The sequence below is a fragment of the Agromyces sp. NPDC056523 genome (assembly GCF_042794545.1).
In the GTDB taxonomy this organism is placed as follows: Bacteria; Actinomycetota; Actinomycetes; order Actinomycetales; family Microbacteriaceae; genus Agromyces.
The window spans coordinates 640,085-663,605 of the sequence record NZ_JBHTTM010000002.1 but is presented as its reverse complement, the minus strand read 5'-3'; the positions used below and the strand labels follow the sequence as shown (position 1 = coordinate 663,605).

27 protein-coding genes are annotated in these 23,521 nt (G+C 71.4%); 23 read left to right on the top strand and 4 right to left on the bottom strand.

What is annotated here, in order from left to right:
- Positions 1 to 71 precede the first annotated feature (71 nt).
- Positions 72 to 422: a nitrite reductase small subunit NirD gene (gene nirD / locus ACFQ58_RS10080; protein ID WP_376950934.1), complete on the top strand. Its 351-nt coding sequence runs from the start codon at positions 72 to 74 to the stop codon at positions 420 to 422.
- Between the two features lie 21 nt (positions 423 to 443).
- Here nirD and map read toward each other — a convergent pair whose 3' ends face one another.
- Positions 444 to 1,211 carry a type I methionyl aminopeptidase gene (map, locus tag ACFQ58_RS10075; protein ID WP_376950933.1) on the bottom strand — a complete coding sequence of 256 codons (768 nt, stop codon included), beginning with the start codon at positions 1,209 to 1,211 and terminating at the stop codon, positions 444 to 446.
- An 86-nt stretch (positions 1,212 to 1,297) separates the two neighbouring features.
- Between map and ACFQ58_RS10070 the strand changes: the two genes are divergently transcribed.
- The 11 genes from ACFQ58_RS10070 (at position 1,298) to ACFQ58_RS10020 (ending at position 10,093) form a co-directional block, all read left to right on the top strand.
- Positions 1,298 to 1,825 carry a hypothetical protein gene (locus ACFQ58_RS10070; RefSeq protein WP_376950932.1) on the top strand — a complete coding sequence of 176 codons (528 nt, stop codon included), beginning with the start codon at positions 1,298 to 1,300 and terminating at the stop codon, positions 1,823 to 1,825.
- 210 nt (positions 1,826 to 2,035) lie between these two features.
- Positions 2,036 to 2,383 carry a 50S ribosomal protein L19 gene (rplS, locus tag ACFQ58_RS10065; protein WP_376950931.1) on the top strand — a complete coding sequence of 116 codons (348 nt, stop codon included), beginning with the start codon at positions 2,036 to 2,038 and terminating at the stop codon, positions 2,381 to 2,383.
- 78 nt (positions 2,384 to 2,461) lie between these two features.
- Positions 2,462 to 3,211, top strand: a complete 750-nt coding sequence (lepB, locus tag ACFQ58_RS10060) for a signal peptidase I (protein WP_376950930.1) — start codon at positions 2,462 to 2,464, stop codon at positions 3,209 to 3,211.
- Between the two features lies 1 nt (position 3,212).
- Entirely contained in the window at positions 3,213 to 3,899 is a 687-nt protein-coding gene (locus ACFQ58_RS10055; RefSeq protein ID WP_376950929.1) for a ribonuclease HII, read from the top strand.
- 6 nt (positions 3,900 to 3,905) lie between these two features.
- A complete protein-coding gene (locus ACFQ58_RS10050) occupies positions 3,906 to 4,229 on the top strand; it encodes a DUF2469 family protein (protein WP_092669586.1) in 324 nt (107 codons plus the stop codon).
- A gap of 419 nt (positions 4,230 to 4,648) precedes the next feature.
- Positions 4,649 to 4,843, top strand: a complete 195-nt coding sequence (locus ACFQ58_RS10045) for a hypothetical protein (RefSeq protein ID WP_376950928.1) — start codon at positions 4,649 to 4,651, stop codon at positions 4,841 to 4,843.
- A gap of 106 nt (positions 4,844 to 4,949) precedes the next feature.
- Complete coding sequence (locus ACFQ58_RS10040) at positions 4,950 to 5,306, top strand: YraN family protein (RefSeq protein WP_376950927.1); 357 nt, start codon at positions 4,950 to 4,952, stop codon at positions 5,304 to 5,306.
- Complete coding sequence (locus ACFQ58_RS10035; RefSeq protein WP_376950925.1) at positions 5,306 to 6,868, top strand: YifB family Mg chelatase-like AAA ATPase; 1,563 nt, start codon at positions 5,306 to 5,308, stop codon at positions 6,866 to 6,868. The genes ACFQ58_RS10040 and ACFQ58_RS10035 overlap by 1 nt, the downstream gene beginning before the upstream one ends.
- The gene (gene dprA, locus ACFQ58_RS10030; RefSeq protein ID WP_376950924.1) at positions 6,865 to 8,136 is read left to right on the top strand and encodes a DNA-processing protein DprA; all 1,272 of its coding nucleotides are present in this window, start codon (positions 6,865 to 6,867) and stop codon (positions 8,134 to 8,136) included. Before ACFQ58_RS10035 ends, dprA begins: the two co-directional genes overlap by 4 nt.
- Before the next feature lie 50 nt (positions 8,137 to 8,186).
- Positions 8,187 to 9,101, top strand: coding sequence for a phosphodiesterase (locus ACFQ58_RS10025; protein WP_376950923.1), 915 nt, complete (start codon positions 8,187 to 8,189; stop codon positions 9,099 to 9,101).
- Complete coding sequence (locus ACFQ58_RS10020; protein ID WP_376950922.1) at positions 9,098 to 10,093, top strand: tyrosine-type recombinase/integrase; 996 nt, start codon at positions 9,098 to 9,100, stop codon at positions 10,091 to 10,093. Before ACFQ58_RS10025 ends, ACFQ58_RS10020 begins: the two co-directional genes overlap by 4 nt.
- 25 nt (positions 10,094 to 10,118) lie before the next feature.
- Here the strand turns inward: ACFQ58_RS10020 and ACFQ58_RS10015 are convergent, their stop codons facing one another.
- Positions 10,119 to 10,673, bottom strand: a complete 555-nt coding sequence (locus ACFQ58_RS10015) for a murein hydrolase activator EnvC family protein (RefSeq protein ID WP_376950921.1) — start codon at positions 10,671 to 10,673, stop codon at positions 10,119 to 10,121.
- Between the two features lie 279 nt (positions 10,674 to 10,952).
- Between ACFQ58_RS10015 and rpsB the strand changes: the two genes are divergently transcribed.
- From rpsB to ACFQ58_RS09970, 9 genes are all read left to right on the top strand, one after another.
- Complete coding sequence (gene rpsB / locus ACFQ58_RS10010; protein WP_376950920.1) at positions 10,953 to 11,867, top strand: 30S ribosomal protein S2; 915 nt, start codon at positions 10,953 to 10,955, stop codon at positions 11,865 to 11,867.
- A gap of 28 nt (positions 11,868 to 11,895) precedes the next feature.
- Positions 11,896 to 12,726, top strand: coding sequence for a translation elongation factor Ts (gene tsf / locus ACFQ58_RS10005; RefSeq protein WP_376950919.1), 831 nt, complete (start codon positions 11,896 to 11,898; stop codon positions 12,724 to 12,726).
- 183 nt (positions 12,727 to 12,909) lie between these two features.
- A complete protein-coding gene (gene pyrH / locus ACFQ58_RS10000; RefSeq protein WP_376950918.1) occupies positions 12,910 to 13,641 on the top strand; it encodes a UMP kinase in 732 nt (243 codons plus the stop codon).
- Between the two features lie 30 nt (positions 13,642 to 13,671).
- Complete coding sequence (frr, locus tag ACFQ58_RS09995; protein ID WP_092669610.1) at positions 13,672 to 14,226, top strand: ribosome recycling factor; 555 nt, start codon at positions 13,672 to 13,674, stop codon at positions 14,224 to 14,226.
- A gap of 7 nt (positions 14,227 to 14,233) precedes the next feature.
- The gene (locus tag ACFQ58_RS09990; RefSeq protein WP_376950917.1) at positions 14,234 to 15,226 is read left to right on the top strand and encodes a phosphatidate cytidylyltransferase; all 993 of its coding nucleotides are present in this window, start codon (positions 14,234 to 14,236) and stop codon (positions 15,224 to 15,226) included.
- A 20-nt stretch (positions 15,227 to 15,246) separates the two neighbouring features.
- Entirely contained in the window at positions 15,247 to 15,801 is a 555-nt protein-coding gene (locus ACFQ58_RS09985; RefSeq protein ID WP_376950916.1) for a DivIVA domain-containing protein, read from the top strand.
- Between the two features lie 155 nt (positions 15,802 to 15,956).
- Positions 15,957 to 16,619, top strand: coding sequence for a lytic transglycosylase domain-containing protein (locus tag ACFQ58_RS09980; RefSeq protein WP_376950915.1), 663 nt, complete (start codon positions 15,957 to 15,959; stop codon positions 16,617 to 16,619).
- 46 nt (positions 16,620 to 16,665) lie between these two features.
- Entirely contained in the window at positions 16,666 to 16,974 is a 309-nt protein-coding gene (locus ACFQ58_RS09975; RefSeq protein ID WP_376950914.1) for a hypothetical protein, read from the top strand.
- 11 nt (positions 16,975 to 16,985) lie between these two features.
- Positions 16,986 to 17,723, top strand: coding sequence for an alpha/beta hydrolase (locus ACFQ58_RS09970; protein WP_376951121.1), 738 nt, complete (start codon positions 16,986 to 16,988; stop codon positions 17,721 to 17,723).
- A 6-nt stretch (positions 17,724 to 17,729) separates the two neighbouring features.
- On the opposite strand, the gene ACFQ58_RS09965 is transcribed toward ACFQ58_RS09970, so the two are convergent.
- Positions 17,730 to 18,794: an AI-2E family transporter gene (locus ACFQ58_RS09965; protein ID WP_376950913.1), complete on the bottom strand. Its 1,065-nt coding sequence runs from the start codon at positions 18,792 to 18,794 to the stop codon at positions 17,730 to 17,732.
- A gap of 27 nt (positions 18,795 to 18,821) precedes the next feature.
- Positions 18,822 to 20,432, bottom strand: coding sequence for a DivIVA domain-containing protein (locus ACFQ58_RS09960; protein WP_376950912.1), 1,611 nt, complete (start codon positions 20,430 to 20,432; stop codon positions 18,822 to 18,824).
- Positions 20,433 to 20,678: 246 nt separating this feature from the next.
- Here ACFQ58_RS09960 and ACFQ58_RS09955 point away from each other — a divergent pair, with 246 nt between their 5' ends.
- Together ACFQ58_RS09955 and ACFQ58_RS09950 are read left to right on the top strand one after the other, a co-directional pair.
- The gene (locus tag ACFQ58_RS09955) at positions 20,679 to 22,562 is read left to right on the top strand and encodes a hypothetical protein (RefSeq protein ID WP_376950911.1); all 1,884 of its coding nucleotides are present in this window, start codon (positions 20,679 to 20,681) and stop codon (positions 22,560 to 22,562) included.
- Positions 22,559 to 23,521 carry a co-chaperone YbbN gene (locus ACFQ58_RS09950; RefSeq protein ID WP_376950910.1) on the top strand — a complete coding sequence of 321 codons (963 nt, stop codon included), beginning with the start codon at positions 22,559 to 22,561 and terminating at the stop codon, positions 23,519 to 23,521. The genes ACFQ58_RS09955 and ACFQ58_RS09950 overlap by 4 nt, the downstream gene beginning before the upstream one ends.

Below are 23,521 nucleotides of genomic sequence, written 5' to 3'. Positions count from 1 at the left end.
GAAACACGCGGCGTCGGGCCCGTGAAACATGACGCGCCTAGTGTCGGGTGCACCGAGACGGAGGAGCCGACATGACGTCCACCATCGAGATCGCCACCACCTGGGTGCGCGCATGCGCCCCGACCGACCTCGAGCCCGGATGGGGCGAGGTCGCGCTGCTCGACGCCCGGCGCGTCGCGCTCGTGCGCGTCGCCGGCGAGGAGGTGTACGCCCTGGACCACCGCGACCCCCACACGGGCGCGCCGGTCATGGCGCGCGGCATCGTCGGGTCGCGCGGAGACCGTCCGACGATCGCGTCGCCGCTCCACAAGGAGGTGTACGACCTCGGCACGGGCGAGTGCTTCACCGATCCGGCGCTGTCGCTGCGCACCTATCGGACGCGCATCGTCGGCGGGATGATCGAGGTCGAGCTGGACGGATGAGGCGGCGGCGCCGCCGCGGGCTCAGCCCCGCTCGGTGAGCACGATCGGGTCGCCGTCGGTGATCGCGATCGTGTGTTCGGAGTGCGCCCCACGGGAGCCGTCCACGCTGCGCAGGGTCCACCCGTCGGGGTCGGTGAAGATGCGGTCGGTCGTGTGGAGGAACCACGGCTCGATCGCGATCACCAGGCCCGGCTTGAGCGGCATGCCACGACCGGGCCGGCCGTTGTTCGGCACGTGCGGCTCGCCGTGCATCGTGCGGCCGACGCCGTGACCGCCGAAGTCCGTGTTGATCGAGAGCCCTTCGGCCTTGGCGACGTCGGCGATCGCACGCGAGATGTCGCCGATCCGGTTGCCCGATCGAGCGGCGGCGATGCCGGCGGCGAGCGCGCGCTGCGTCGTGTCGATGAGGCGCAGGTCCTCGTCGCGCGGCGTGCCCACGACGACCGAGACCGCGGAGTCGGCGACCCAGCCGTCGACCGAGGCGGCGAAGTCGAGGCTCAGCAGGTCGCCGTCCTTCAGCCGGTAGTCGCGGGGGAGGCCGTGCAGGACCGCATCGTTGACCGAGGTGCAGAGCACCTTGCCGAACGGGCTCGCGCCGAAGGAGGGGTGGTAGTCGATGTAGCAGCTCTCGGCGCCGGCCGTGCGGATCATCTGGTGCGCGAGCGCATCGAGCTCCAGCAGGTTCACGCCGACGGCCGCAGCCTTCGACGTGGCCTCCAGCACGCTCGCCACGAAGCGGCCCGCGGGCCGCATCTGCTCGATCTCGGCAGGGGTCCTCAGTTCGATCACGCTCATCCTCTCCGTGGACCATTCTGTCGGCTCCGCCCTGAGTGAACACCCGGCGCGCGCGCAGGTGCCCTCGGTACGCTGGCGGAATGCTGATCCGACGCGGGTTCTACCGGTGGCAGTTCGCCGCCGCGATCGTGCTTCCCGTGTGGCTGCTCATCGGCTACGCGATCTTCGGCTCGAGCGGCTGGGGCGTCATCGGGCTCATGTTCGCCACGCCCATCGCCTTCATCACGCTGGGCGTCGTGGCCCTGCTCGTCGCGGCCCGGCCCGACGTGCGGCGCGACAGGGCCGTCGACTGGGCGGATGTCGCGGTGCTCGGCGTGTGGCACCTGCTCATCGTCGGCGCGGGGTTCTACGGCGATGCCGGCATCACGTTCGCGATCCTCGCCATGCTCGGCGCGATCGGCGCGTTCTGGTACGCGATCTGGCGACTGCTGAGCGACGGTGCGCGTCGCGTGCGCGCCACGATGGCGGAGTACGAGCGGCTCGCCTCGACGGGCGGCGCGGTGCCGGGTTCGGGCATCCCCGGACAGCCCGGGGCGCGGCGGCCCGCCGATGCCGGAGAGGTCATCGTGATCCGCGAGGAGCGCAGCTGGGAGCAGCGGCGCGACTGACGCGCGCCGTCCGCGTGCGGCCGTTCCGCGCCATCCGTCACCGCGCTTTTGGCCGCAAGCCCCGCCATCTGGCAGAATGGACGATCGTGCCGCCGCACCGCCCTGCCTCCGGGGGGCTCGCACGCCGCGAGGAATCGCGCGAAGCGGCACCAGACACTTTCCCATCCAGATCCGCGTTCGACCGGTTGCGGGCGCAGAGAGCGAACCATCATGCACATCCTCGACCACGTCGACGCCGCGAGCCTGCGTTCGGACATCCCGGACTTCCGCCCCGGCGACACCGTCAAGGTGCACGTCAACATCATCGAAGGCAGCCGCTCGCGCATCCAGGTCTTCCAGGGCGTCGTCATCGGCCGCCAGGGCGAGGGCGTGCGCGAGACCTTCACGGTCCGCAAGATCAGCTTCCAGGTCGGCGTCGAGCGCAAGTTCCCGGTGCACTCGCCGGTCATCGACCGCATCGAGATCGTCACCCGCGGTGACGTCCGTCGCGCCAAGCTGTACTACCTCCGCGAGCTCCGCGGCAAGAAGGCCAAGATCAAGGAGAAGCGCGAGAACTGATCGGCGTTTCCCGATCGCATCGCGTCATCAGCACGAGCTCCTCGCCCCTAGACTGGGGCGGGGAGCTCGAGCCGTTTCATGACTGAAGACACACGTACCGTGCGCGACGAACGCGCCGACTCCGGGGCGCCGTCATCGCGCCGCCGGAGCACCTTGCTGTTCCTGCGCGACCTGGTGGTGATCTTCCTCGTCGCGGTGCTGGTGTCGTTCCTCATCAAGACCTTCCTCATCCGGTCGTTCTTCATCCCGTCGCAGTCGATGGAGATGACGCTCGTGCAGGACGACCGGATCATCGTCAACCAGCTCACGCCCGAGGTCATGCCGATCGAGCGCGGCGACGTGGTCGTGTTCAGGGACCCGGGCGGATGGCTCCCCGCACGTGCCGAGGAATCGCAGCCCCCGCTGATCGCCGCGGTGGACTGGTTCCTCGCGTTCGTCGGGCTGTCGGCCCCGGACTCGAACGATCACCTCGTGAAGCGGATCGTGGGCCTGCCCGGCGATCACGTGATCTGCTGCAACGCGCTGGGCCAGATGAGCGTGAACGGGGTGCCGCTCGACGAGCCGTACGTCGCGCTGCCGCCCGGCGAGACCAAGGTCTCGCGCGACGACTTCGATGTCACGGTGCCCGAGGACTCGCTCTGGGTCATGGGCGACAACCGCTACAACTCCAAGGACTCGCGCTACAACACCGAGACCCCGTTGAAGGGCTTCGTCCCCATGGAGAACGTCGTCGGACGCGCGGTGGTCGTGAGCTGGCCGATCTCGCACTGGACCTGGCTCGACAACTACCCCCAGGTGTTCGCCGGAGTCGACGAGGGAGCCGAGTGACGTGAGCCCCGCCGGCGTGCCGACACTGAGGATCGAGCGCGAACTGCTGGCCGGGGGAGCGCCCGTGGTGCTCGCGTGCGACGAGGTCGGCCGCGGGGCGCTCGCGGGACCCGTCAGCGTGGGCATCGTCGTCATCGACGCGACCATCCGTCGGATGCCGGCCGGCCTGCGCGACTCCAAGATGCTGCCCGAGCCGAAGCGCGAGCTGCTGGCGCCGCGCGCCGCGTCATGGGTGCTCGCCTCGGCGGTGGGCGAGGCATCCGCCGACGAGATCGACCGGCTCGGCATCATGGCGTGCCTCGGGCTGGCCGGAGCGCGCGCGTTCGCCCGGCTCGCGGTCGACCGCGGGCTCGTCGCCGGCGCTCCGCTGCTGCTCGACGGCAACTACGACTGGCTCAGCCAATCCATCGAGCACCGCGCCCAGGTGGTGACGCGCATCAAGGCCGACCGCGACTGCGCATCGGTGTCGGCGGCATCCGTCATCGCGAAGGTGCATCGAGATCGCGGCATGCGCCGGGCCCACGACGAGACCCCGCTCTACCACTGGCACGAGAACAAGGGCTACTCAAGTCCGGCCCATTTCGCGGCGATCGCGGAGCACGGCCCGAGCGGACTGCACCGGCACACGTGGCTGCACGAGCGGCCCGCCGAAGCGGCCCCGTCGCTGTTCGACCTCGAAGTAGGATGAACAGCGATGGATGAGGACGAGTTCGACGACTACGACCGTGAAGTGGAGCTCGCGCTCTACCGCGAATACCGCGACATCGTGGCGCAGTTCAAGTACGTGGTCGAGACCGAGCGCCGGTTCTACCTCGCGAACGAGGTCGAGCTCGTGCGGCGCGACACCGAGCACGACTTCTACTTCGAGCTGACCATGAAGGACGTCTGGGTCTGGGACGTCTACCGCGCCGACCGGTTCGTGAAGGCCGTGCGCGTGCTGACGTTCAAGGACGTCAACGTCGAGGAGCTCGCGACGCGGGAGTTCGAGCTGCCGAAGGACCTCGCGCTCGAGGAGTAGGCCCGCGCTCCCTCCGGTTCGCGGCCCGTCTCCCGTCTTCCGGATCTCCGGGCGGGCCCGGATGGCGCTCCCACGCCATTCGGAAGAGGATGAGCCTGAACCGCCGGAGCTGGTCGGGGGTGATGCGCCGTGGGGCACGTGCTCGCATTCACATCGGAGGACGGCGGGACCGTGCTGGTCGAGACGACCGAGCTCGGGTCCGGTGGTCCGGTCATGCGAGGCGGGCGGCCCGAGTCGGTCGTGATCGAAGCCCGCCGGAGCCTCGAACAGGTTGTGGGCCGCATCGGGCCGATCGTGTCGGGCATCGTCCTGCGCACCGCCCGACCCGCGCAACGGTCGCGCTCCGGCTCACCGGTGAGCACCTCCTCGTCCTCGAGGTCGGAGCGGGCTGGAAGACGATCGAGGTCGACGGCACGTTCGTGCCGATCCCGCGAGGCCGCGTCGCCGAGTTCCCGATCCGCGATGTCGACGTGGACCGGGCGTGCGTCCTCGAGAGCAGTCCGCCCGCGGCCGGGGATCGGCCCGAATCGCCGAGGAACGCCCGGATCGAGTCGCTCGTGATCGACGGCGTGTCCATCCCGCTCCAGCACTCCGAGGCCCCGGCCGGCGAGTGACGCGTGGGGCCCGAGCACTCCTCCCCACCGACGGGGGCCCGCACGTTGCCCACCGGATGGCGGTCGTGAGCTCTGCGCAGCGGCGCCCACCGCGACGCTTGGGCGCATGGCCCACAACACCGAACTCGGACGGCGCGGCGAAGAGCTCGCCGCCGAACACCTCGAGTCGCGCGGCATGCGCGTCATCGACCGCAATTGGCGCTGCCGCCACGGCGAACTCGACCTCGTCGCGCGTGATGGAGACGAGACCGTCTTCGTCGAGGTCAAGACGCGCGCCGGCGACGGCTTCGGCCACCCCTTCGAGGCCATCACGGCGCGCAAGCTGGCGCGGCTGCGTCGGCTGGCGCTCGAGTGGTGTGGCGAGCGCGGCGCCCCCGCCGGACGCATCCGGATCGATGCCGTCGCCGTGTTCGCGCCGTCATCGTCGCCCGCGATCGTCGAGCACCTCGAGGGGATCGCCTGATGCCGGTCGCACGCACCCGCTCCATCGCGCTCGTCGGGCTCGCCGGATCGGTCGTCGAGGTCGAGGCCGACCTGTCGTCGCAATTGCCCGCGTTCGTCATCATCGGCCTGCCCGACGCCGCCCTGGGTGAAGCGCGCGAACGCGTGCGCTCCGCTGCGACGAACGCCGGATGTCCGCTGCCGTCACGACGGCTCACCGTCAACCTCTCGCCGGCCGCGCTGCCGAAGCAGGGCTCGGGCTTCGACCTGGCCATCGCGATGGCCTGCCTCGCCGCCGCGGGGCGGGTCGACCCGATGTCGGTCGAGCGCTTCGTGCACCTCGGCGAACTCGGCCTCGATGGGCGGCTCCGTCCGACACATGGCATCCTGCCGTCCGTCCTCGCCGCGGCACGTGCGGGGCTCGAACGCGTCATGGTGCCGACGGCGAATGCGGCCGAGGCGCGGCTCGTGCCCGGGATCGAGGTGGTCGGCGTCGCCTCCCTGCTCGATGCCGCCGTACGGCACGGCGGGCGGTTCGACGACGCCGCGCCCATCCTCGCCGAGCCCGTGATGGTCGTCGACGATGCGGAGGCCGCTTCCGCCGCCGATCGAGCGCCCGCCGGCGACCTCGTCGACGTCGTCGGCAATCCCGAGGCGATCGACGCGCTGCTCACCGCCGCCGCGGGCGGGCACCACCTCCTGCTCGCCGGTCCGCCCGGGGCCGGCAAGACGATGCTCGCGTCGCGGCTGCCCGGCATCCTGCCCGACCTGAGTGCCGAAGCGGCCCTCGAGGTCGCGTCGCTGCGCTCGCTCGCCGGGCAGCGCGTGGGCGAGACGCTGTCCGTCCGGCCGCCGTTCGAGGCTCCGCACCACACCGCATCCGCCGCGGCCATGGTCGGCGGCGGCAGTCGCATGATCCGGCCGGGCGCCGCCGCGCGCGCCTCACACGGGGTGCTGTTCCTCGACGAGGCGCCCGAGTTCCCCTCCTCGGTGCTCGACGCGCTGCGCCAGCCGCTCGAGTCAGGTGAGATCAGCATCCATCGCGCCAACGCCGTGGCGACCTATCCCGCGCGATTCCAGCTCGTGCTCGCCGCGAACCCGTGTCCCTGCGGAGGCGGCGACTCGCCGTCCGACGGCTGCACGTGCCCCGCCTCGGCCAAGCGACGGTACTTCGCGCGGATCTCCGGTCCGCTGCTCGATCGCGTCGACCTGCAGCTCTGGGTGAACCGCATCACGCCGGCCAAGCTGCGGATGCCCGTCGACGAGCGGTGCCTGACCTCGGCGGACGCCCGAGCACTCGTCGACCGCGCGAGACGTGCGGCCGCCGCCCGACTGGCGGGGACTCCGTGGCGCACGAATGCGCAGGTGCCGGGGCCATGGCTGCGCGGCGAAGGCGGAATGCACCCCGGTGGTCGTGCCACGCGGGCGCTCGACGCCTCCCTGGAACGCGGGTCCGTGACGATGCGCGGGTACGATCGCGTGCTCAAGACCGCGTGGACGATCGCCGACCTCGAGGGGGCCGACCGCCCCGGCGCCGAGCACGTCGGCCGGGCGCTCAACATGCGGCGGGGGATCGCCGCATGAACCGGCTCGATGCGGTGACCGCCGACGTATCCGAGGCGCTCACCGTCCTCCGCGGGGCCGACGATCCCACGCCCGACCATGCCGTGGTCGCCGTCGCCATCCTCGGCTACGTCTCCGAACCGGGCGACGGCGTGCTCGGGCGGGTGGTCGACGCCCTCGGCGCCGAACGGACGGCGGCATCGCTCATCGAGCACCGCCCCGAGTCCGAGTGGTCCGCAGCCCTGGACGAGTCGAACGCGGCGGTCAGCGCACGCGAGCTCGTCGCAGGGCTGGACCGCTGGCGCCCGCGCGTGGACCATGCGGCCTTCGTCCGGACGATCGAGCAGGCCGCCCGGGTCCGAGCGCGCCTCCTCATTCCGTCCGATGCGGCCTGGCCCGATGGCCTCCGTGGGCTCGACGCGCATGCCCCTCGCGCACTGTGGGTGCGCGGCAGGGTCGACGCGCTCGCCGCGTCGCCGGCGATCGCACTCGTCGGCGCACGCGCCGCGACGCACTACGGCGAGCACGTCACGATCGAGGCGGCCGCAGGGCTCGTCGACCGTGGCCTCGCGATCATCTCGGGCGGCGCCTACGGCATCGACGGCACCGCGCACCGGTCCGCGCTCGCGAGCGGCGGAACGACCGTCGCGTTCCTCGCCGGCGGCGTCGATCGGTTCTACCCGGTCGGCCACGAGGCACTGCTCGGCCGCGTCGCCGACACCGGTGCGGTCGTCTCCGAGCTCCCGTGCGGTGCGGCGCCCACTCGATGGCGCTTCCTCCAACGCAACAGGCTGATCGCAGCCGCCGCAGACGCCACGGTCGTCCTCGAGGCGGGCATGCGGTCCGGCTCGCTGAACACCGCCGGGCACGCGGCGGCACTCGGCCGCCCGCTCGGTGCCGTCCCCGGCCCGGTGACGAGCCCGGCGTCGGCCGGATGCCATCGCCTGCTCCGGGAGTTCGACGCGGTCTGCGTCACGGATGCCGCGCAGATGGCCGAGCTCGTTCCGCCGCGGATCGCGGCTGACGGGAGCCCGAGCGAGGGCGTCGATGACGAGGCCACCGACGACGGCGCCATCCTGCGTCGCGTGCACGGGGCGCTCGACGGCCTCGCCGACGAGGAACGCCGCGTGTACGACGCGCTCGGGGTGCGGCGCTCGCGGACGGTCGCCGAGCTCGCCGAGCGGTCCCGCCTGGCCACCGGCGCCGTCATGGGCAGCCTCGGCGCGCTCGAGGCGACGGGCCTGGCGCGTCGTGTCGCCGACGGATGGGTTCGGCGGCGCTCCGCCTGACGCTGACATCGCCGCGGCCCGTGGCTCTAGGCTGGCCGCGGGAGGCAGACATGGACCATCCTCGGCTCGGCCGGTACCCCGCGGCACGGCACGTCATCGCGCACCTCAGCGACACGCACTTCCTCGCCGGAGGGGCGCCGCTCGGCGGCCGGGCCGACACCGTCGCGCATCTGGATCGCGCGATCGAGCAGCTGCAGCGGCTCGCCGGCTCGCTCGCCGCGATCCTGGTGAGCGGCGACGTCGCCGACCTCGGAGAACCCGACGCATATCGGCGCATCCGCGACGCGCTCGAGCCGCTCGCCGAGGAGACCGGCGCGCAACTGATCTGGGTGATGGGCAATCACGATGAACGTGGCCCCTTCTCCGAGATCCTCCTCGGAGAACCCGACCGTGATGAACCCGTCAACCGCGTGATCGACCTCGACGGCCTGCGGATCGTCACGCTCGACTCGAGCGTGCCGGGCTACCACCACGGGGTTCTCGAGCCCTCGACCCTGGCCTGGCTCGACGAGGTCCTTGCGGAACCGGCTCGCCAGGGAACAGTGATCGCCCTCCATCACGCACCCATCGCGACTCCGCTCGCGCTCATGGACGTGCTCGAGCTCAGAGGTCAGGACGAGTTCGCCGAGGTCATCCGCGACCGCGACGTCCGCGCCATCCTCGGCGGCCACCTGCACTACCCGACGCAAGGCGAGTTCGCGGGCATCCCCGTGTTCGTCGCGGGCTCGCTGGCCTACACGATGGACCTCTCCGCGTCGCCGCGGGAGCTCGTGGGCATAGACGGCGGGCACTCGGTCTCCCTCGTGCACTTCTTCGAGGAGGGCGTCGTCAACGCGGTCGTACCCGTCGGCGCGTTCCCCGAGATCACGAGCTTCGGCGAGCAGTTCCTGCGCGAGATCGAGATCCTCGACGATGCAGGTCGATTGGAACGCTTCTCACGGAAGCGAGAGTGGATCAGCGGATGACCGCCGCGGGCGGGTCCAGGTCGTCGCGCGGATCGCGTGTTTCGGCCGGCCGCCCGCTCGATGCGCTCGTCGACCCCTACCTCGACCACGTGCGGATCGAGCGCGGGTATTCGGCGCACACCGTCGCGGCGTACGCCTCCGATCTCGCCGACCTCGTCGCGTTCGCCGAGTCGCGTGGCGTCGGCGAGCCGACCGGGCTCGACCTCGACCTCCTGCGTGATTGGCTCTGGGTCGCGACCGAACACGGCTCGGCGAGAGCGACCATCGCCCGGCGCGCGGCGTCGGCGCGCGGCTTCGGGGCATGGCTCGAACGCACGGGTGCCGTGCCGGCCGATCCGGCGGTCAGGTTGCGTGCGCCCCGGGCCAACCGCACGCTGCCGCGAGTGGTCGCCGCGCCGGCGATGGGCGAGCTGCTGACGGGTCTCGGCGCGAGGGCCGAGGATGGCGACCCCGTGCGCGTCCGTGATCTCGCCATCGTGGAACTGCTCTACGCCTGCGGGCTTCGCGTCTCGGAACTCGTCGGGCTCGACGTCGACGACATCGACCGCGGTAGCCGGACCGTCCGCGTCACGGGGAAGGGCTCGAAGCAGCGCGTCGTGCCGTACGGTGCACCCGCAGCCGCGGCGCTCGACCGGTACCTCGACCACGCCAGGTCGGCGATCATCGCCGCGGCGGGGGTCGAGCGTCAACGACCCGGGGCGTCGCGCGATGCCGTCCGCGCTGCCTTCCTCGGCGTGCGCGGCGGGCGGCTGGGCGTTCGGAGCGTGCACCGGCTCGTCGCCGACCTGCTGCACGACGTCCCGGGTTCGGGTCCGGCCGGGCCGCATGCCTTCCGGCACAGTGCGGCGACGCACCTGCTCGACGGCGGCGCCGACCTGCGCGCGGTCCAGGAATTCCTCGGCCACGCCAGCCTCGGGACGACGCAGATCTACACCCACGTCTCCGCCGAACGACTGAAGCAGACGTATCGGACCGCGCATCCGCGCGCGTGACCGGTGCGACGCCGCCAGGCACGACTCAGCCGGCGAGCGGCAACAGCACCGCGCGGGGGACACCCCCGAGGAACAGCATGGGTGAGACGTACTCGCCGTGGACGCGGACGCCGAAGTGCACGCACGCCGCATCGCAGTGACCACCGGAGCCGACGACGCCGATCGGCTCGCCTTCGGCGACCGCGACCCCGGCGACCACCGACGCCGTGACGGGTTCGATCGAGCTGACGACGCCGTCACCGTGATCGATGGAAAGCACGGGTCGTCCGGCGACGGGCCCGGCGAAGGAGACGACGCCGTCGGCCGGTGCGCGAACCGGACCGCCCGGCACCACGGCCAGGTCGATCCCGCGGTGACCCGCCGCGTACGGCGTCGGCGGTGCGCGGAACGGCTCGACGAGCCCGATGGGCGGCCCGACCGGCCAACTCCACGTCGGCTCGGCGGCCGCTTCGCCTCGAGCCGGTCGCGGGACGATCGCAGACGGGGATGCGGAGGCGGATGCGGGCGCGGTGAACAGCGTGAGACCGACGAGGAGGCCGAGCGCGGCGCGCGGGACGGGATGGCGGGCGATGCGGGTCATGCGTCGAACATGCCCGGCGCGACATCCGTGCCCCTGACCAGCGATTCATCGGGGGATCTGACCCGGCCGTGCACGCCTGTGGAGGGCCGGTCGGCGAGCGGCCGCGTGATAGCATGTCCGGAGCGTCCCGCGTGTCGGGGCGACTACGCGTGCCCATTCGGCCACCGACTCCACTCAGTCCCGCTCGTCTCCCGAAGCACGAGCCGGCGGAGCCGTGCCGGGCACCAGGGCTCCCGGCCGCCGGCCGGAGCGACAACTGAGATCAGAAGGAGTACGGCCATGGCCGTCGTCACCATCCGCCAGCTGCTCGACAGCGGCGTGCACTTCGGGCACCAGACCCGCCGTTGGAACCCGAAGATGAAGCGCTTCATCTTCACCGAGCGTTCCGGCATCTACATCATCGACCTGCAGCAGTCGCTCGCCTACATCGACAAGGCGTACGACTTCGTCAAGGAGACGGTCGCCCACGGCGGCACCATCCTCTTCGTCGGCACCAAGAAGCAGGCGCAGGAGTCGATCGCCGAGCAGGCGACGCGCGTGGGCCAGCCCTACGTCAACCAGCGCTGGCTCGGTGGCCTCCTCACCAACTTCGCCACGGTCTCCAAGCGCCTCGCGCGCATGAAGGAGCTCGAGGAGCTCGACTTCGAGGGCACCACCTCGGGCTTCACCAAGAAGGAGCTGCTGCTCAAGAAGCGCGAGCTCGACAAGCTCCACAAGTCGCTCGGCGGCATCCGCAACCTCGCGAAGACCCCGTCGGCGCTCTGGGTGGTCGACACCAAGAAGGAGCACCTCGCGATCGACGAGGCCAAGAAGCTCGGCATCCCCGTCATCGGCATCCTCGACACGAACTGCGACCCCGACGAGGTCCAGTACCCGATCCCGGGCAACGACGACGCGATCCGCTCCGTGAGCCTGCTCACGCGCATCATCGCCGACGCGGCCGCCGAGGGTCTCATCCAGCGCCACCAGAAGCCCGAGGAGGGCGAGGAGGCGGAGCCGCTCGCCGAGTGGGAGCAGGAGCTGCTGCAGGCGCAGACCCCCGAGCAGTCCTCGCCCGAGACCGCCAAGGTCGACGGCGCCACGGCTGAGGCCGAAGAGGTCGCGGAGATCGCCGACGTCGTGTCGGCGGAGGCCACGACCGAGGCCGAGACGGAGTCGGCTGCCGACGAGGCCGCCGACGCCGAGTCCAAGTAAGACCACGAGTCCCAGGAGACTGCCACACATGGCCAACTTCACCCTCGAAGACGTCAAGACCCTGCGCGAGCGCCTCGGCACCGGCATGGTCGACACGAAGAACGCGCTCGTCGAGGCCGACGGCGACCTCGAGAAGGCCGTCGAGATCCTCCGCCTGAAGGGCGCGAAGGGCAACGCCAAGCGTGCCGACCGCTCGACCGCCGAGGGCCTCGTCGCCGCCGTCGACAACGGCGACGGCACCGCCACCCTGATCGAGCTGGCCTGCGAGACCGACTTCGTCGCCAAGGGCGACAAGTTCGTCGGCCTCGCCGACCGCGTGCTCGCCGCCGTCGCCGCGGCCCGCGCCGACTCCGTCGAGGCCGCCCTGGCCGCGCCGGCCGAGGGCAAGACCGTCGCCGTCGTCATCGACGAGGACGCCGCCATCCTCGGCGAGAAGGTCGAGCTGCGCCGGGTTCGCCTCGTCAAGGGCGAGCACTTCTCGATCTACCTGCACAAGACCTCGAAGGACCTGCCCCCGCAGGTCGGCGTGGTCGTCGGCTACTCGGGCGACGACGCGGAGACCGCGCGCTCGATCGCGCAGCACATCTCGTTCGCCGCGCCGGAGTACCTCACGCGTGAGGACGTCCCGGCCGAGGCCGTCGAGAAGGAGCGCACGATCGTCGAGCAGATCACGCGCGAGGAGGGCAAGCCCGAGGCCGCGCTGCCGAAGATCGTCGAGGGTCGCCTCGGCGCCTTCTTCAAGCAGGTCGCGCTGCTCGAGCAGGACTACGCCAAGGACAACAAGCTGTCGGTCGGCAAGGTCGTGTCCGACGCGGGCCTCACGGTCACCGACTTCGCCCGCTTCAAGGTCGGCGCGTAAGTTGCGACAGGGGAGTCCGGATCGCCTCGGCGATCCGGACTCCTTTGCTGTGTCCGGATGCCGCGGCGCGTCGCGGCACGCGGGCGCAGCCCCGCCCCGAGCTGGGCGGAACCGGTCGGGCCGCTGCGGCCCGGACCGGCGAACCACTAGTTTTGACTCCCAGAGGGGAAGGATCGGTCGCTGATGACGGAACGCAAGCGCAGGGTGATGCTCAAGCTGTCGGGTGAGGCGTTCGGCGGTGGCGCGCTCGGGGTCAATCCCGACGTGGTCAGTGCGATGGCTCGCGAGATCGCGGATGCCGCACGCACCGTCGAGGTCGCGATCGTCGTCGGCGGCGGCAACTTCTTCCGGGGCGCCGAGTTGTCCGAGCGAGGGATGGATCGCGGACGCGCCGACTACATGGGCATGCTCGGAACGGTCATGAACTCCCTCGCGCTGCAGGACTTCCTCGAGCAGGCCGGTGCCGAGACGCGCGTGCAGTCCGCGATCTCGATGACGCAGGTCGCCGAGCCCTACATCCCGCGTCGTGCGGAGCGCCACCTCGAGAAGGGTCGTGTCGTCATCTTCGGTGCCGGAGCAGGCCTGCCGTACTTCTCGACCGACACCGTCGCCGCCCAGCGCGCACTCGAGATCGACGCCGACGTCGTGCTCGTGGCGAAGAACGGCGTCGACGGCGTCTACACCGACGACCCGCGCACCAACCCCGAGGCGCGCAAGCTCGATCGCATCAGCTACCAGGAGGCGCTGCAGCGCGGCCTCAAGGTCGTCGACTCGACCGCGTTCAGCCTCTGCATGGACAACGGCATGCCCATGCAGGTGTTCGGCATGGAGCCCGCCGGCAACGTCACCAAGGCCATCCTGGGCGAGGAACTCGGCACCGTCGTGAGCAACGGCGAGCCGGCACTCGCTCGATAGACTGGCCCGAGCCCGAGAGAAGGAGTCCCCGTGATCGCGGATGTTCTGTCCGAAGCAAGTGCACGCATGCAGAAGGCCGTCGAGGTCGCGAAGGACGACTTCGCCACGGTCCGTACCGGGCGCGCGAACCCGCAGCTCTTCCAGAAGATCATGGTGAGCTACTACGGCACGCCGACGCCGCTGTCCCAGCTCGCCTCGCTCCAGAACCAGGAGGCACGCACGCTGGTCGTCACGCCGTACGACAAGAGCGCCCTGAAGGACATCGAGCAGGCGATCCGCGACACCCCGAACCTCGGCGCCAACCCGACCAACGACGGCAACATCGTGCGCGTCACGCTCCCCGAGCTCACCGAGGAGCGCCGCAAGGAGTACGTGAAGATCGTCCGGTCGAAGGCGGAGGACGCGCGCGTGTCGGTGCGCAACATCCGTCGCAAGGCCAAGGACGACCTCGAGGCGCTCAAGGGCGAGGTCGGCGACGACGAGGTGGCACGCGGCGAGAAGGAGCTCGAGCACGTCACGAAGTCGCACGTCGACCAGATCGACGATGCGCTCAAGCGCAAGGAAGCCGAACTCCTCGAGGTCTAGGGCCACCATGACAGGCGTCCCCGATGGCGAGGGTCCGGACGCCGGCGACGAACAGCATTCGACGCGGGCGGAGTTCCGCGCGCAGATGCACCAGGCGCGCGTCGACCTGGAGCGACAGCTCGAGACCTCTCGCGCGCAGTTCGACCAGGCGCAGGAACGGATCAACGCGCGCACCGGACGGAACCTGCTGGTCGCGATCCTGATCGGCCTCGCGTTCGGCGGCGTGCTGCTGCTCAGCCTCCTCGTCGTCAAAGAGCTGTTCATGGTCTTCGCGGTCGTCGTGGCCGGGTTCGCCAGCTCCGAGCTCGCGGCAGCCCTGCGGCACGGCGGCTACCTGGTTCCGCGGATCCCCAGCGTGGTCGCCGCCGTGGCTGCGGTTCCCGTCGCGTACTACGGCGGGGCCGCGGGCCAGCTGATCGCCGTGCTGGGCGGCATGGCGCTCGTCGTCGCGTGGCGACTCGCCGAGCAGGCCATGCCGAACGTCCGGGCGGCGTCGAGCAGCTCTCGGGGACTCGCCCGGGACCTGGGGGCGGGAGTGTTCGTCCAGGGGTACGTCACGTTCCTCGCGACGTTCGCGGTCGTGCTCACCGCCGCCGAGGGCGGCCAGTGGTGGACCCTCGCGTTCATCATCATCGTGGTCGCCACCGACACCGGTGCGTACGCGTTCGGGCTCGCCTTCGGCAAGCATCCGATGGCGCCGGTCATCAGCCCGAAGAAGACGTGGGAGGGCTTCGGCGGGGCGGTGCTCACGAGCGGGCTCGCGGGCGTGATCCTGGCCCTGTTCATGCTCGGCGAGCCCTGGTGGTTCGGACTCATCCTCGGCGCCGCGATCATGCTGAGCGCCACCCTCGGCGACCTCGCGGAATCGCTCATCAAGCGCGACCTCGGCATCAAGGACATGAGCTCCTGGCTGCCCGGCCACGGCGGCGTCCTCGACCGCCTCGACTCGATCCTGCCGTCGGCTGCGGTCGCGTACGCGGCGTTCCGGTTGTTCGGGTGAACGTGCGCGATACTGGTCCGGTGGACGCCACGTTCCCCCGTGCCCGCAAGAACCAGCTGGGCTACAAGACGACCGAGGTCGAGGACTTCTTCCAGCGAGCGCGGCGCGCGTACGACGGGCGCCCCCAGCGCGAGGACCCCGAGCTCGACGCCGAGCACATCCGCCTGACCGCCTTCTCGATGCAGAAGGGCGGCTTCTCGACGGCGCACGTCGACGCGGCGATGGAGCGGCTCGAGGACGCGTTCGCGTACCGGGAGCGCCAGATCGCCTCCCGGCTCCACGGCGACGACGCCTGGCTCGCCGAGGCCCGCACGACCGCGCAGGTCGTGGCGAACCGCCTCGCGCGTCCCGAGGGCGAGCGCTTCGACCGGGTGAGCGTGCTGGCGCTCGGCTACAGCGTCCGCGAGGTCGACCGGTTCGCCGAGCGCCTCACGAGGTACTTCCGTGATGGCTGGCCCATCGCGATCGACGACGTGCGCGGGGTCGTGTTCACGGCGCAGCGCGGCGGATACCGGGAGTCCCAGGTCGACCTCGTGCTCGACTCGGTCGTCGACGTGATGCTCGCGGTCCGGTGACGGCGCACCGGTTCGACCCGGACGGGTCCCTCCGATACACTCGTCCAATCGTGGGCAGGCATTCGGGTGAACATGGCGCAGCGCCGTACGATTTCGCACGCGAGCACATGCCGATGGCCATGTCCCACTCGTCCGTTCCTGTGCGTCCTGCCGCCATGCGCCGCGACGATCCGGCACCGCGGGTCCGCGAGGTCGCTCGCCCGACGAGTGACCCGTCACGCGCCCGCAGCCGCACCGTCGGTCGCGTCAAGCAGGCGGCGACCGTCACGTTCGCCTTCGCGGCATCCGTGAGCTTCCTGCTCGTGAACATCGTCGACCCCTACTCGGGCGCCACGGCCTCATCGACCTACACGCCGGTCGACCGGTTCGGCGGGCAGGCCGTGCAGGAGTACGCGGTCGATGGCGACATCGCCGCGGCCGCCGTGGCCGCCGAGGGCTACCTCGTCGAGAAGAAGCCCGAGCCCGAACCCGAGCCGGCCGGGGCCGGATGGGCGCCGCCCGCGGTCGTGCCCGATCCCGGCTCGGCACAGGCGTACGCCGCCGGGGCGGTCGCCGCGCGCGGCTGGCCGAGCTCCGAGTTCGATTGCCTCGTCGCGCTCTGGAACAAGGAGTCGGGCTGGCGCGTCAACGCCATGAATCCCTCGAGTGGCGCGTACGGCATCCCGCAGGCTCTCCCGGGCTCCAAGATGGCCACCGCCGGCGCCGACTGGGCGACGAACGCGGCCACGCAGGTCGAATGGGGCCTCGGCTACATCCAGGGCCGCTACGGCACGCCCTGCGGCGCCTGGGCCCACTCCCAGAGCGTCGGCTGGTACTGATCCCCGGCCGCAGGAGCACGCTCCAGCCGCCCGTAGACTTGGGGACATGGCTCGCTCGCACCGCTCACATGGTCGTGCGGCGAAGTCCCGCGAGCCGCATCCCGAACTCGACGTCGAACGGCTCACCGCCGGATGGCGCCGCACCGAGGTGCGGGCAGGCCGCGAATGGAACGTGCAGCCCGTGACCGAGGCGCAGGCCGTGAAGGCGTACCTCTGCCCGGGATGCCGCCTCGAGATCGAGCCCGGCGTCGCACACCTCGTCGCCTGGCGCGCCGACGGCGTGCTCGGCGACGCCGCCGACCTCGCCTCGCGGCGACATTGGCACACGCACTGCTGGAGGATCGGACCGAAGTGACCGACGAGACGATGACCGAGATCCGCGCCGGAGTCGAGCTCCCGGCGCGCCGCGAGCAGATCGAGCTGCGCACGAGCGACGGGCTGCGGCTCGTCGGCGAACTGGCGACCCCGATCGACCGCGCGCCCGTGGCGACGCTCGTGACGCTGCATCCGCTGCCCACAGCCGGCGGGTTCATGGATTCCCACATCATCCGCAAGGCCGCTGCCCGGCTGCCGGCACTCGCGGGCCTGGCGGTGCTGCGCTTCAACACGCGCGGCACGGTGTCACCCCGCGGCAGGAGCGAGGGCGCGTTCGGCGGGGGGCTGGCCGAGCGGGCGGATGTCGCGGCCGCGATGGGCTTCGTCGAAGAGCGCGGCCTGCCCGTCCCGTGGCTCGTGGGCTGGTCGTTCGGCACCGAACTGGCGCTCAAGTACGGCCTGGAGCACGGCATCGCGGGTGCCATCCTGCTCTCGCCGCCGCTGCATCGCACCACCGACGAGGAACTCGCCCGCTGGCGTACGGCGCCCGTGCCGCTCGTGGCGCTCATCCCTGAGCACGACGACTACCTGAAGCCCGCCGAGGCGGCCGAGCGGTTCGCAGGCCTCCCGCAACTCTCACGCGTCGACGTCGAGGGCGGCAAGCACCTCTGGGTGGGGGAGTCGCAGACCCGCCGGGTCCTCGAGGAGATCGTTCGCGCGGTGAACCCGGCGGCGCTGCCGCTGCCGACGCAGTGGCCTGCGGCATCCGTCGCACAGCCCGAGGGCTGAGGGCGATCAGCGCTCGTTCTGCCGTGGGATGACGACCTGCTTGATGATGAGCAGTGCCGCGGCCGCGATCGGGATCGCGACGAGCGCCCCGAGGATGCCCAGCAGCGCGCCGCCCGCAAGCGCCGCCACGACCACGAGGGCGCCGGGGACCTTGACCGCGCGGCTCATGATCCTGGGGGAGAGGACGTACGCCTCGACCTGCATGTAGACGAGGTAGTAGATCGCCGCCACGAGCCCGGTGAGGGGCGACCCGAGCCCCGGGATGAGGCAGAGCAGCACGATGATGATCGACCCCGTGAGCGTGCCGACGAGCGGCACGAGTGAGAACAGGAAGGCGATGAAGGCCAGCACCGCCGGGAACGGCGCGTTGATGATCGACAGGAAGGTGAAGCTCAGGAACCCGTTCACGGCGGCGAGCGACACCTGCCCGATCACGTAGCGGCCGACCGACTGAGTGATCTGCTCGGTGAGGTCGGCGAACCGCGCGCGTCGTGAGGCGGGGACGAGCTGGTACGTGGCCCGCTTCATCGCGTCGAGCGACGCCGTGAAGTACACGGTCAGCACTGCGACCACGATGACCGCGAACACGCCGCCGCCGATGGCCAGGGCGACCGCCCACACGCCGCCGAGCAGCTCGCTCAGCTTGTCGGGGTTGGTGAAGAAGTCGGTGAGCGCCGCGCCCGCCTGCTCGCTGATCTCGTCGATCTTGAGCAGGGGGAACTGCTCCTGGAGCCATTCGATCCAGTCGACGCGGTTCAACTGCGCCACGATGCCCGGGATCTGCGCGATGAGCTCGGCCACCTGGTCGACGATGATCGGGATGACGGCCAGCAGCAGCGCCGCGACGACGGCCGCAACGCCGAGGATGACGAGCACGATCGCGCCCCAACGCGGAAGCCCCCGGCGTTCGAGCCCGCTCACGGCGGGCTCGAGGCCGAGGGCCAGGAACAGCGCGGCTCCGATGTAGGTCAGGATCGTCGACAGGCTCGCGACGGCCGAGAGGATGAGCAGACCGACGCCGACGCCGAGCGTGCCGACGAGCGCGAGCCGGAACGCGTTCTGGATCCTCACCGACGCGCCCCGACCCGTTCCGTCCGCTTACTTCCGGTTCGCGACCTGCTCGGCCTGGGTGAGGACACCGCGCAGGCTCTCGAAGTAGCCGGCGACCGCGTCGCGCTCGATCTTGATCTGCGCGAGCCGGTCCTCGGCGTCGGCCACGAGGGACCGCGTGCGCTCCTCGGCGTCGGCGATGAGCTTGCGCGCCTGGGCGTGCGCGGCGGCCACCCGCTCGCGGGCCTCCTCGTCGGCCTTCTCGCGGGACGCCGCGGCCTCGCCGCGCACCTCGGTCTCGAGGCGCTCGGCCTCGGCCCGGCTCTGGTTGGTGCGGGCGATCGCCTCTTCGAGCTCGGCGTTCGCGTCGGCGAGGAACTTCTTGGTCTGGTCGGCGGCGTCCTGCTGGGCCGTCAGGAGCTCCTGCTCGGCCTCGTCGCGCTTGGTCGCGAGTTCGGCGTCGAGGTCCATGCGGGCGCGCTCGATCTCGCGGCGCATGCGGTTGACCTCGTGCGTCGTCTTCTTCTTCATCGACGTGAGCTGGTTGTCGAGGTCGATCCGGGCCTGCTCGGCCTCGGCCTCGAAGTCGGCACGTGCCTGCTCCTGCTCGAGGGCGAGGTCGGCGCGCATCTGGTCGAGCTCGGCGGCGTGCTTCGCGCGGATGCGGTCGAGCTCGTGCTGGAGCTTGAGGCGAGCCGTCTCGGACTCGCGCTCGAGGTCGACGGAGGTCTGCTCGCGCTGCTCGACGAGCTTGGCGCGCTCGGCGTCGAGCGAGCGCTCGAGGTCGGTGCGGGCCTGCTCGAGCTCGTGCTCGAGCGCGGCGCGGCGTTCCTCGACCTCTGCCTCGATCGCGGAGCGCGACTCGGCGGTCGCGCGCTCGAGGTCGAGTCGCGCCTGCTCGGTCTCGCCGGCGAGGTCGATGCGGGCCTGCTCGGTCTCCTTGGCGAGCTCGGCCCGCTTCTGGTCGAGCTCGATCGCGACCTCGGCGCGCGTCTGCTCGGTCTCCTCCTGGAGGCCGGCGGCAGCGGCACGCGCGTCGTTCGCCTCGGTGTTCGCGGCGACGAGCATCTCGGCCGCCTTGCGCTCGGCCTCGGCGACCAGTGCGGATGCCTCGCGCTTCGCGGTCGAGCGCGCCTCGGCAGCCTCGGTCGACGCGGCACCCTGGATGGAGGCGGCGTCGCGGTTCGCGTCGTCGCGCAGCTGCTCGCTCGCCTCCTGTGCGCGCGCGACCATGTCGTCGGCCTCGGCGCGGGCGTTCTCGAGCAGGCGGTTGGCCTGCGCGCGCGCCTCGGAGAGGGTGCGCTCGGCGAGCTCGTGCGCGTCGGAGCGCATGAGGTGCGCCTCGTCTTCGGCCGCGCGGCGGAGCTTCTCGGCATCGATGTCGGCCTGCGCGATGAGGCGGGTCGACTGCTCCTCGGCGACGCGCAGCGTGTTCTCGAGCTTGGTGCCGAGGCCGGAGAACGTCGGGCTGCCGACCTCCTCGAGCTCGCCGGTCAGCTCGTCGATGCGGGTCAGGAGGCGCTTGTTCTCCTTCTGCAGCTCGCCGGTGGCGTTGTTCGCGGTGATGATCTCGCGGCGGAGCGCGTTGATGCTCCGGTCGACCTCGTCCTTGTCGTATCCGCGGAATACCTGCGTGAACTCGGTCTCTTCGACGGCCAATTCTTCCTCCGGGGTCCGTGTCCCGCGATGTGGGGGGTTGTGGGGCGCGCGGGTCGCCTCCGATCATACGGCCGGGCACGGCATCGCGGGTGCTCCGTGTCCGTCCTGTGATGGTGTCGGCCGGGCCGCGGTCGTTCGCCCACACCCGCCGGTGGCGTCCAGTCATCGGTTAGGAGACTCCCAGACACCGTCGGTAGTGTGGGGTGTCTTTGTCGGATGCCGCGTGAGCGGCCTGGAGGTAACTGCGTGCGATTCGTTCTCGCCATTCTGGCGTTCGCCGCCGCGGCTGTGATGATCGGCTTCGGCATCGCGCAACGGACGGTCTTCCTGGAGCCCGATCGGATCTCCCTCGGAACCGTCGTCGAGGAGCAGGCGGACTACATCGTGCTCGAGCCCGAGGCCCTTGCGGCGCAACCGGGCAAGCAGACGATCACGGTCTCCGGGTCCGAGAGCGTGCTCCTCGCCTACGGGCGGACGGACGACGTCGAGGCGTGGCTCGGCGACGACTCCTACGTGTCGGTCGGCTACGACGCCGACGCGGGGGAGTTCACGAACGAGGTCGTCGCCGCACAGGCGGTCGACGGCGAGACGCCCGCCACGACCGAGCCCGAGGCCACCGCCGAGCCCGAGCCCGAGGCCGAGGATGCCGAGGAGACGGCGGAGCCCGCGGTCTCGCCCGCCGGCAGCGACCTGTGGCTCGACGAGCTGACCGGCGAGCGCACGCTCACGACCACGGTCGACGTGCCCGAGGGCATCTCCGTGATCCTGGCCTCCGACGGCACCGAGCCGGCCCCGGGCCGGATCGTCGTCGCCTGGCCGCTCGACAACTCCACGCCGTGGGCGGGGCCGCTCATCGCGGGCGGCGGTCTCGTGTTCCTCGTCGGCATCGCGCTCGTGATCTCCGGCGTCCTGGCGCACCGGCGTTCGCGCGGACCCCGGCGCAACCTGCCGAAGGGACCGAAGGGCAAGCTCATGCGCGCACCGCGCCCGACGCGGTCGCAGCGGGCTGCCGCATCCGGTGCCGGCCCCCGCCGGACGTCCGGTCGCGCCCGACGGGTCGCACTGCTTCCGGTCCTGCTCGTCCCCGCCATCGCCCTTTCCGCCTGTTCGTCCGACTACTGGCCCGACCTCGCGACGGCACCCGAGACTTCCGCACCCGCGACCCCCGCGGCGACCGACCAGCCGGCCGACGAGGCAGCGGAGGGCGACGAAGCCGAGGGCGAGGTCGTCCCGGCCGTCACGGTCCCGCAGATGGAGCGCATCATGCGGAGCGTCGCGGTGTTCACCACCGAGGTCGACGAGTCGCGCGACATCCAGCGCCTCACCGAACGCTTCGCGGGGCCCGCGTTCCAGGCGCGCAAGGCCAACTACGTCATCCGCGGCTCCGTGACCGACCACCCCGCCCTGCCCGCGATCCCGGCGGCACCGCTCACGCTCACGCTGCCGCAGCAGGCCACGGGCTGGCCGCGCACCGTCCTCACGATCGCGAAGAACAGCGACGACGAGACGGTCGCGCCGACGGCGCTCGTGATGCGCCAGGAGTCGCCGCGGGAGAACTACAAGGTGGTGTACGCGACGGCGCTCGTTCCCGACGCCGACGTGCCCGAGGTGGCCCCCGCGAGCATCGGCGCCCCGCCGATCAGCCCCGAGTTCAAGGGCCTCATCATGCCGACCGGCCAGGTGGCCGCGGCCTACGCCGACGTGCTGCTCAAGGGCCCCGAGTCCGAGTTCGCCGAGTTCTTCGACCCCGAGGGCGACGTCGTCCTCCAGCAGCTCGGCGTCGAAGGCCAGAAGGCCACGGCCGAGGGGCTGCCCGACACCGCCGACATCGCGTTCACGAACGCGGTGGGCGACAGCCCCACGGTCGCACTCGCGACCAACGACTCCGGTGCCCTGGTGACCGTCTCGATCAACCAGACCGAGAAGGTCACCCCGAACGACGGCGGGACCGTCGGCTTCGAGCCCGGACCGGGGCGTGCGCTGTCGGGCTTCGACGACAAGAGCGCCAAGGGAGTCCAGCGCGTCGTCGGCATCCAGCTCATGTTCTACGTTCCGGCCGTCGGCGCCGACGAGCAGATCCGCCTGCTCGGCTGGTCGGAGTCCCTCATCGGAGCATCGGAGGTCCCGTGACGAACGCCGTTCCCCCGCAGCAGCCCGCGAACCTCCGCGGTGCGGTCGACCTGTCCGGGCTCGTGCACCGCGAAGAGCGCCGGGCGCAGGATGCCGCGAACGGCGACGCCGGTCGCGGCCCCGCGCCGGCAGGCGTGGTCGTGGCGACCGACGACCAGGGCTTCGGCCAGGTCCTCGAGCTGTCCCGCTCGATCCCCGTCGTCGTGGCGCTGTGGGCCTCCTGGAGCGAGCCGTCGGTCCAGCTCGTCGAGACCCTCGAGCGACTCGTCCGCGCGCGCGACGGGCGGCTCGTGCTGGCCGCCGCCGACGCCGACGCCAGCCCGCAGCTCGTGCAGGCTCTCCAGGCGCGCGCCATCCCGACCCTCGTCGCGCTCGTGGGCGGCCAGCCCGTCCCGCTCTTCGAGGGCGTGCAGCCCGACGACGTGATCGAGCAGGTCTTCGACCAGCTGCTCGAGATCGCGGAGCGCAACGGCGTGAGCGGCCGCGTGCCCGCGCCCGAGGGGGCGGAGGAGGGCGACGAGCCGCAGGAGCCGGCCGAGGAGCCCCTGCCGCCGCTGCACCAGGAGGCGTTCGACGCGATCAGCCGGGGCGACTACGTCGCGGCGGCGTCCGCCTACCGCACGGCGATCGCGCAGGACCCGCGCGACGACCTCGCGGTCGCGGGCCTGGCGCAGGCGAACCTGCTCCGGCGGCTGCAGGGCAAGACCCTCGACGAGATCCGCAATCGCGCGGCATCCGCCCCCGATGACGTCGACGCGCAGCTCGACGTCGCCGACCTCGACCTCTCGGGCGGCCACGTCGACGACGCCTTCGCGCGCCTGCTCGAGCTGTTCCCGACGCTCGACGCCGCCGGGAAGAACACCGTGCGCGAACGGCTGCTCGAGCTGTTCCAGGTCGTCGGCGTCGAGGACCCGCGCGTCGCCACGGCACGACGACGGCTCGCCTCGCTGCTGTACTGA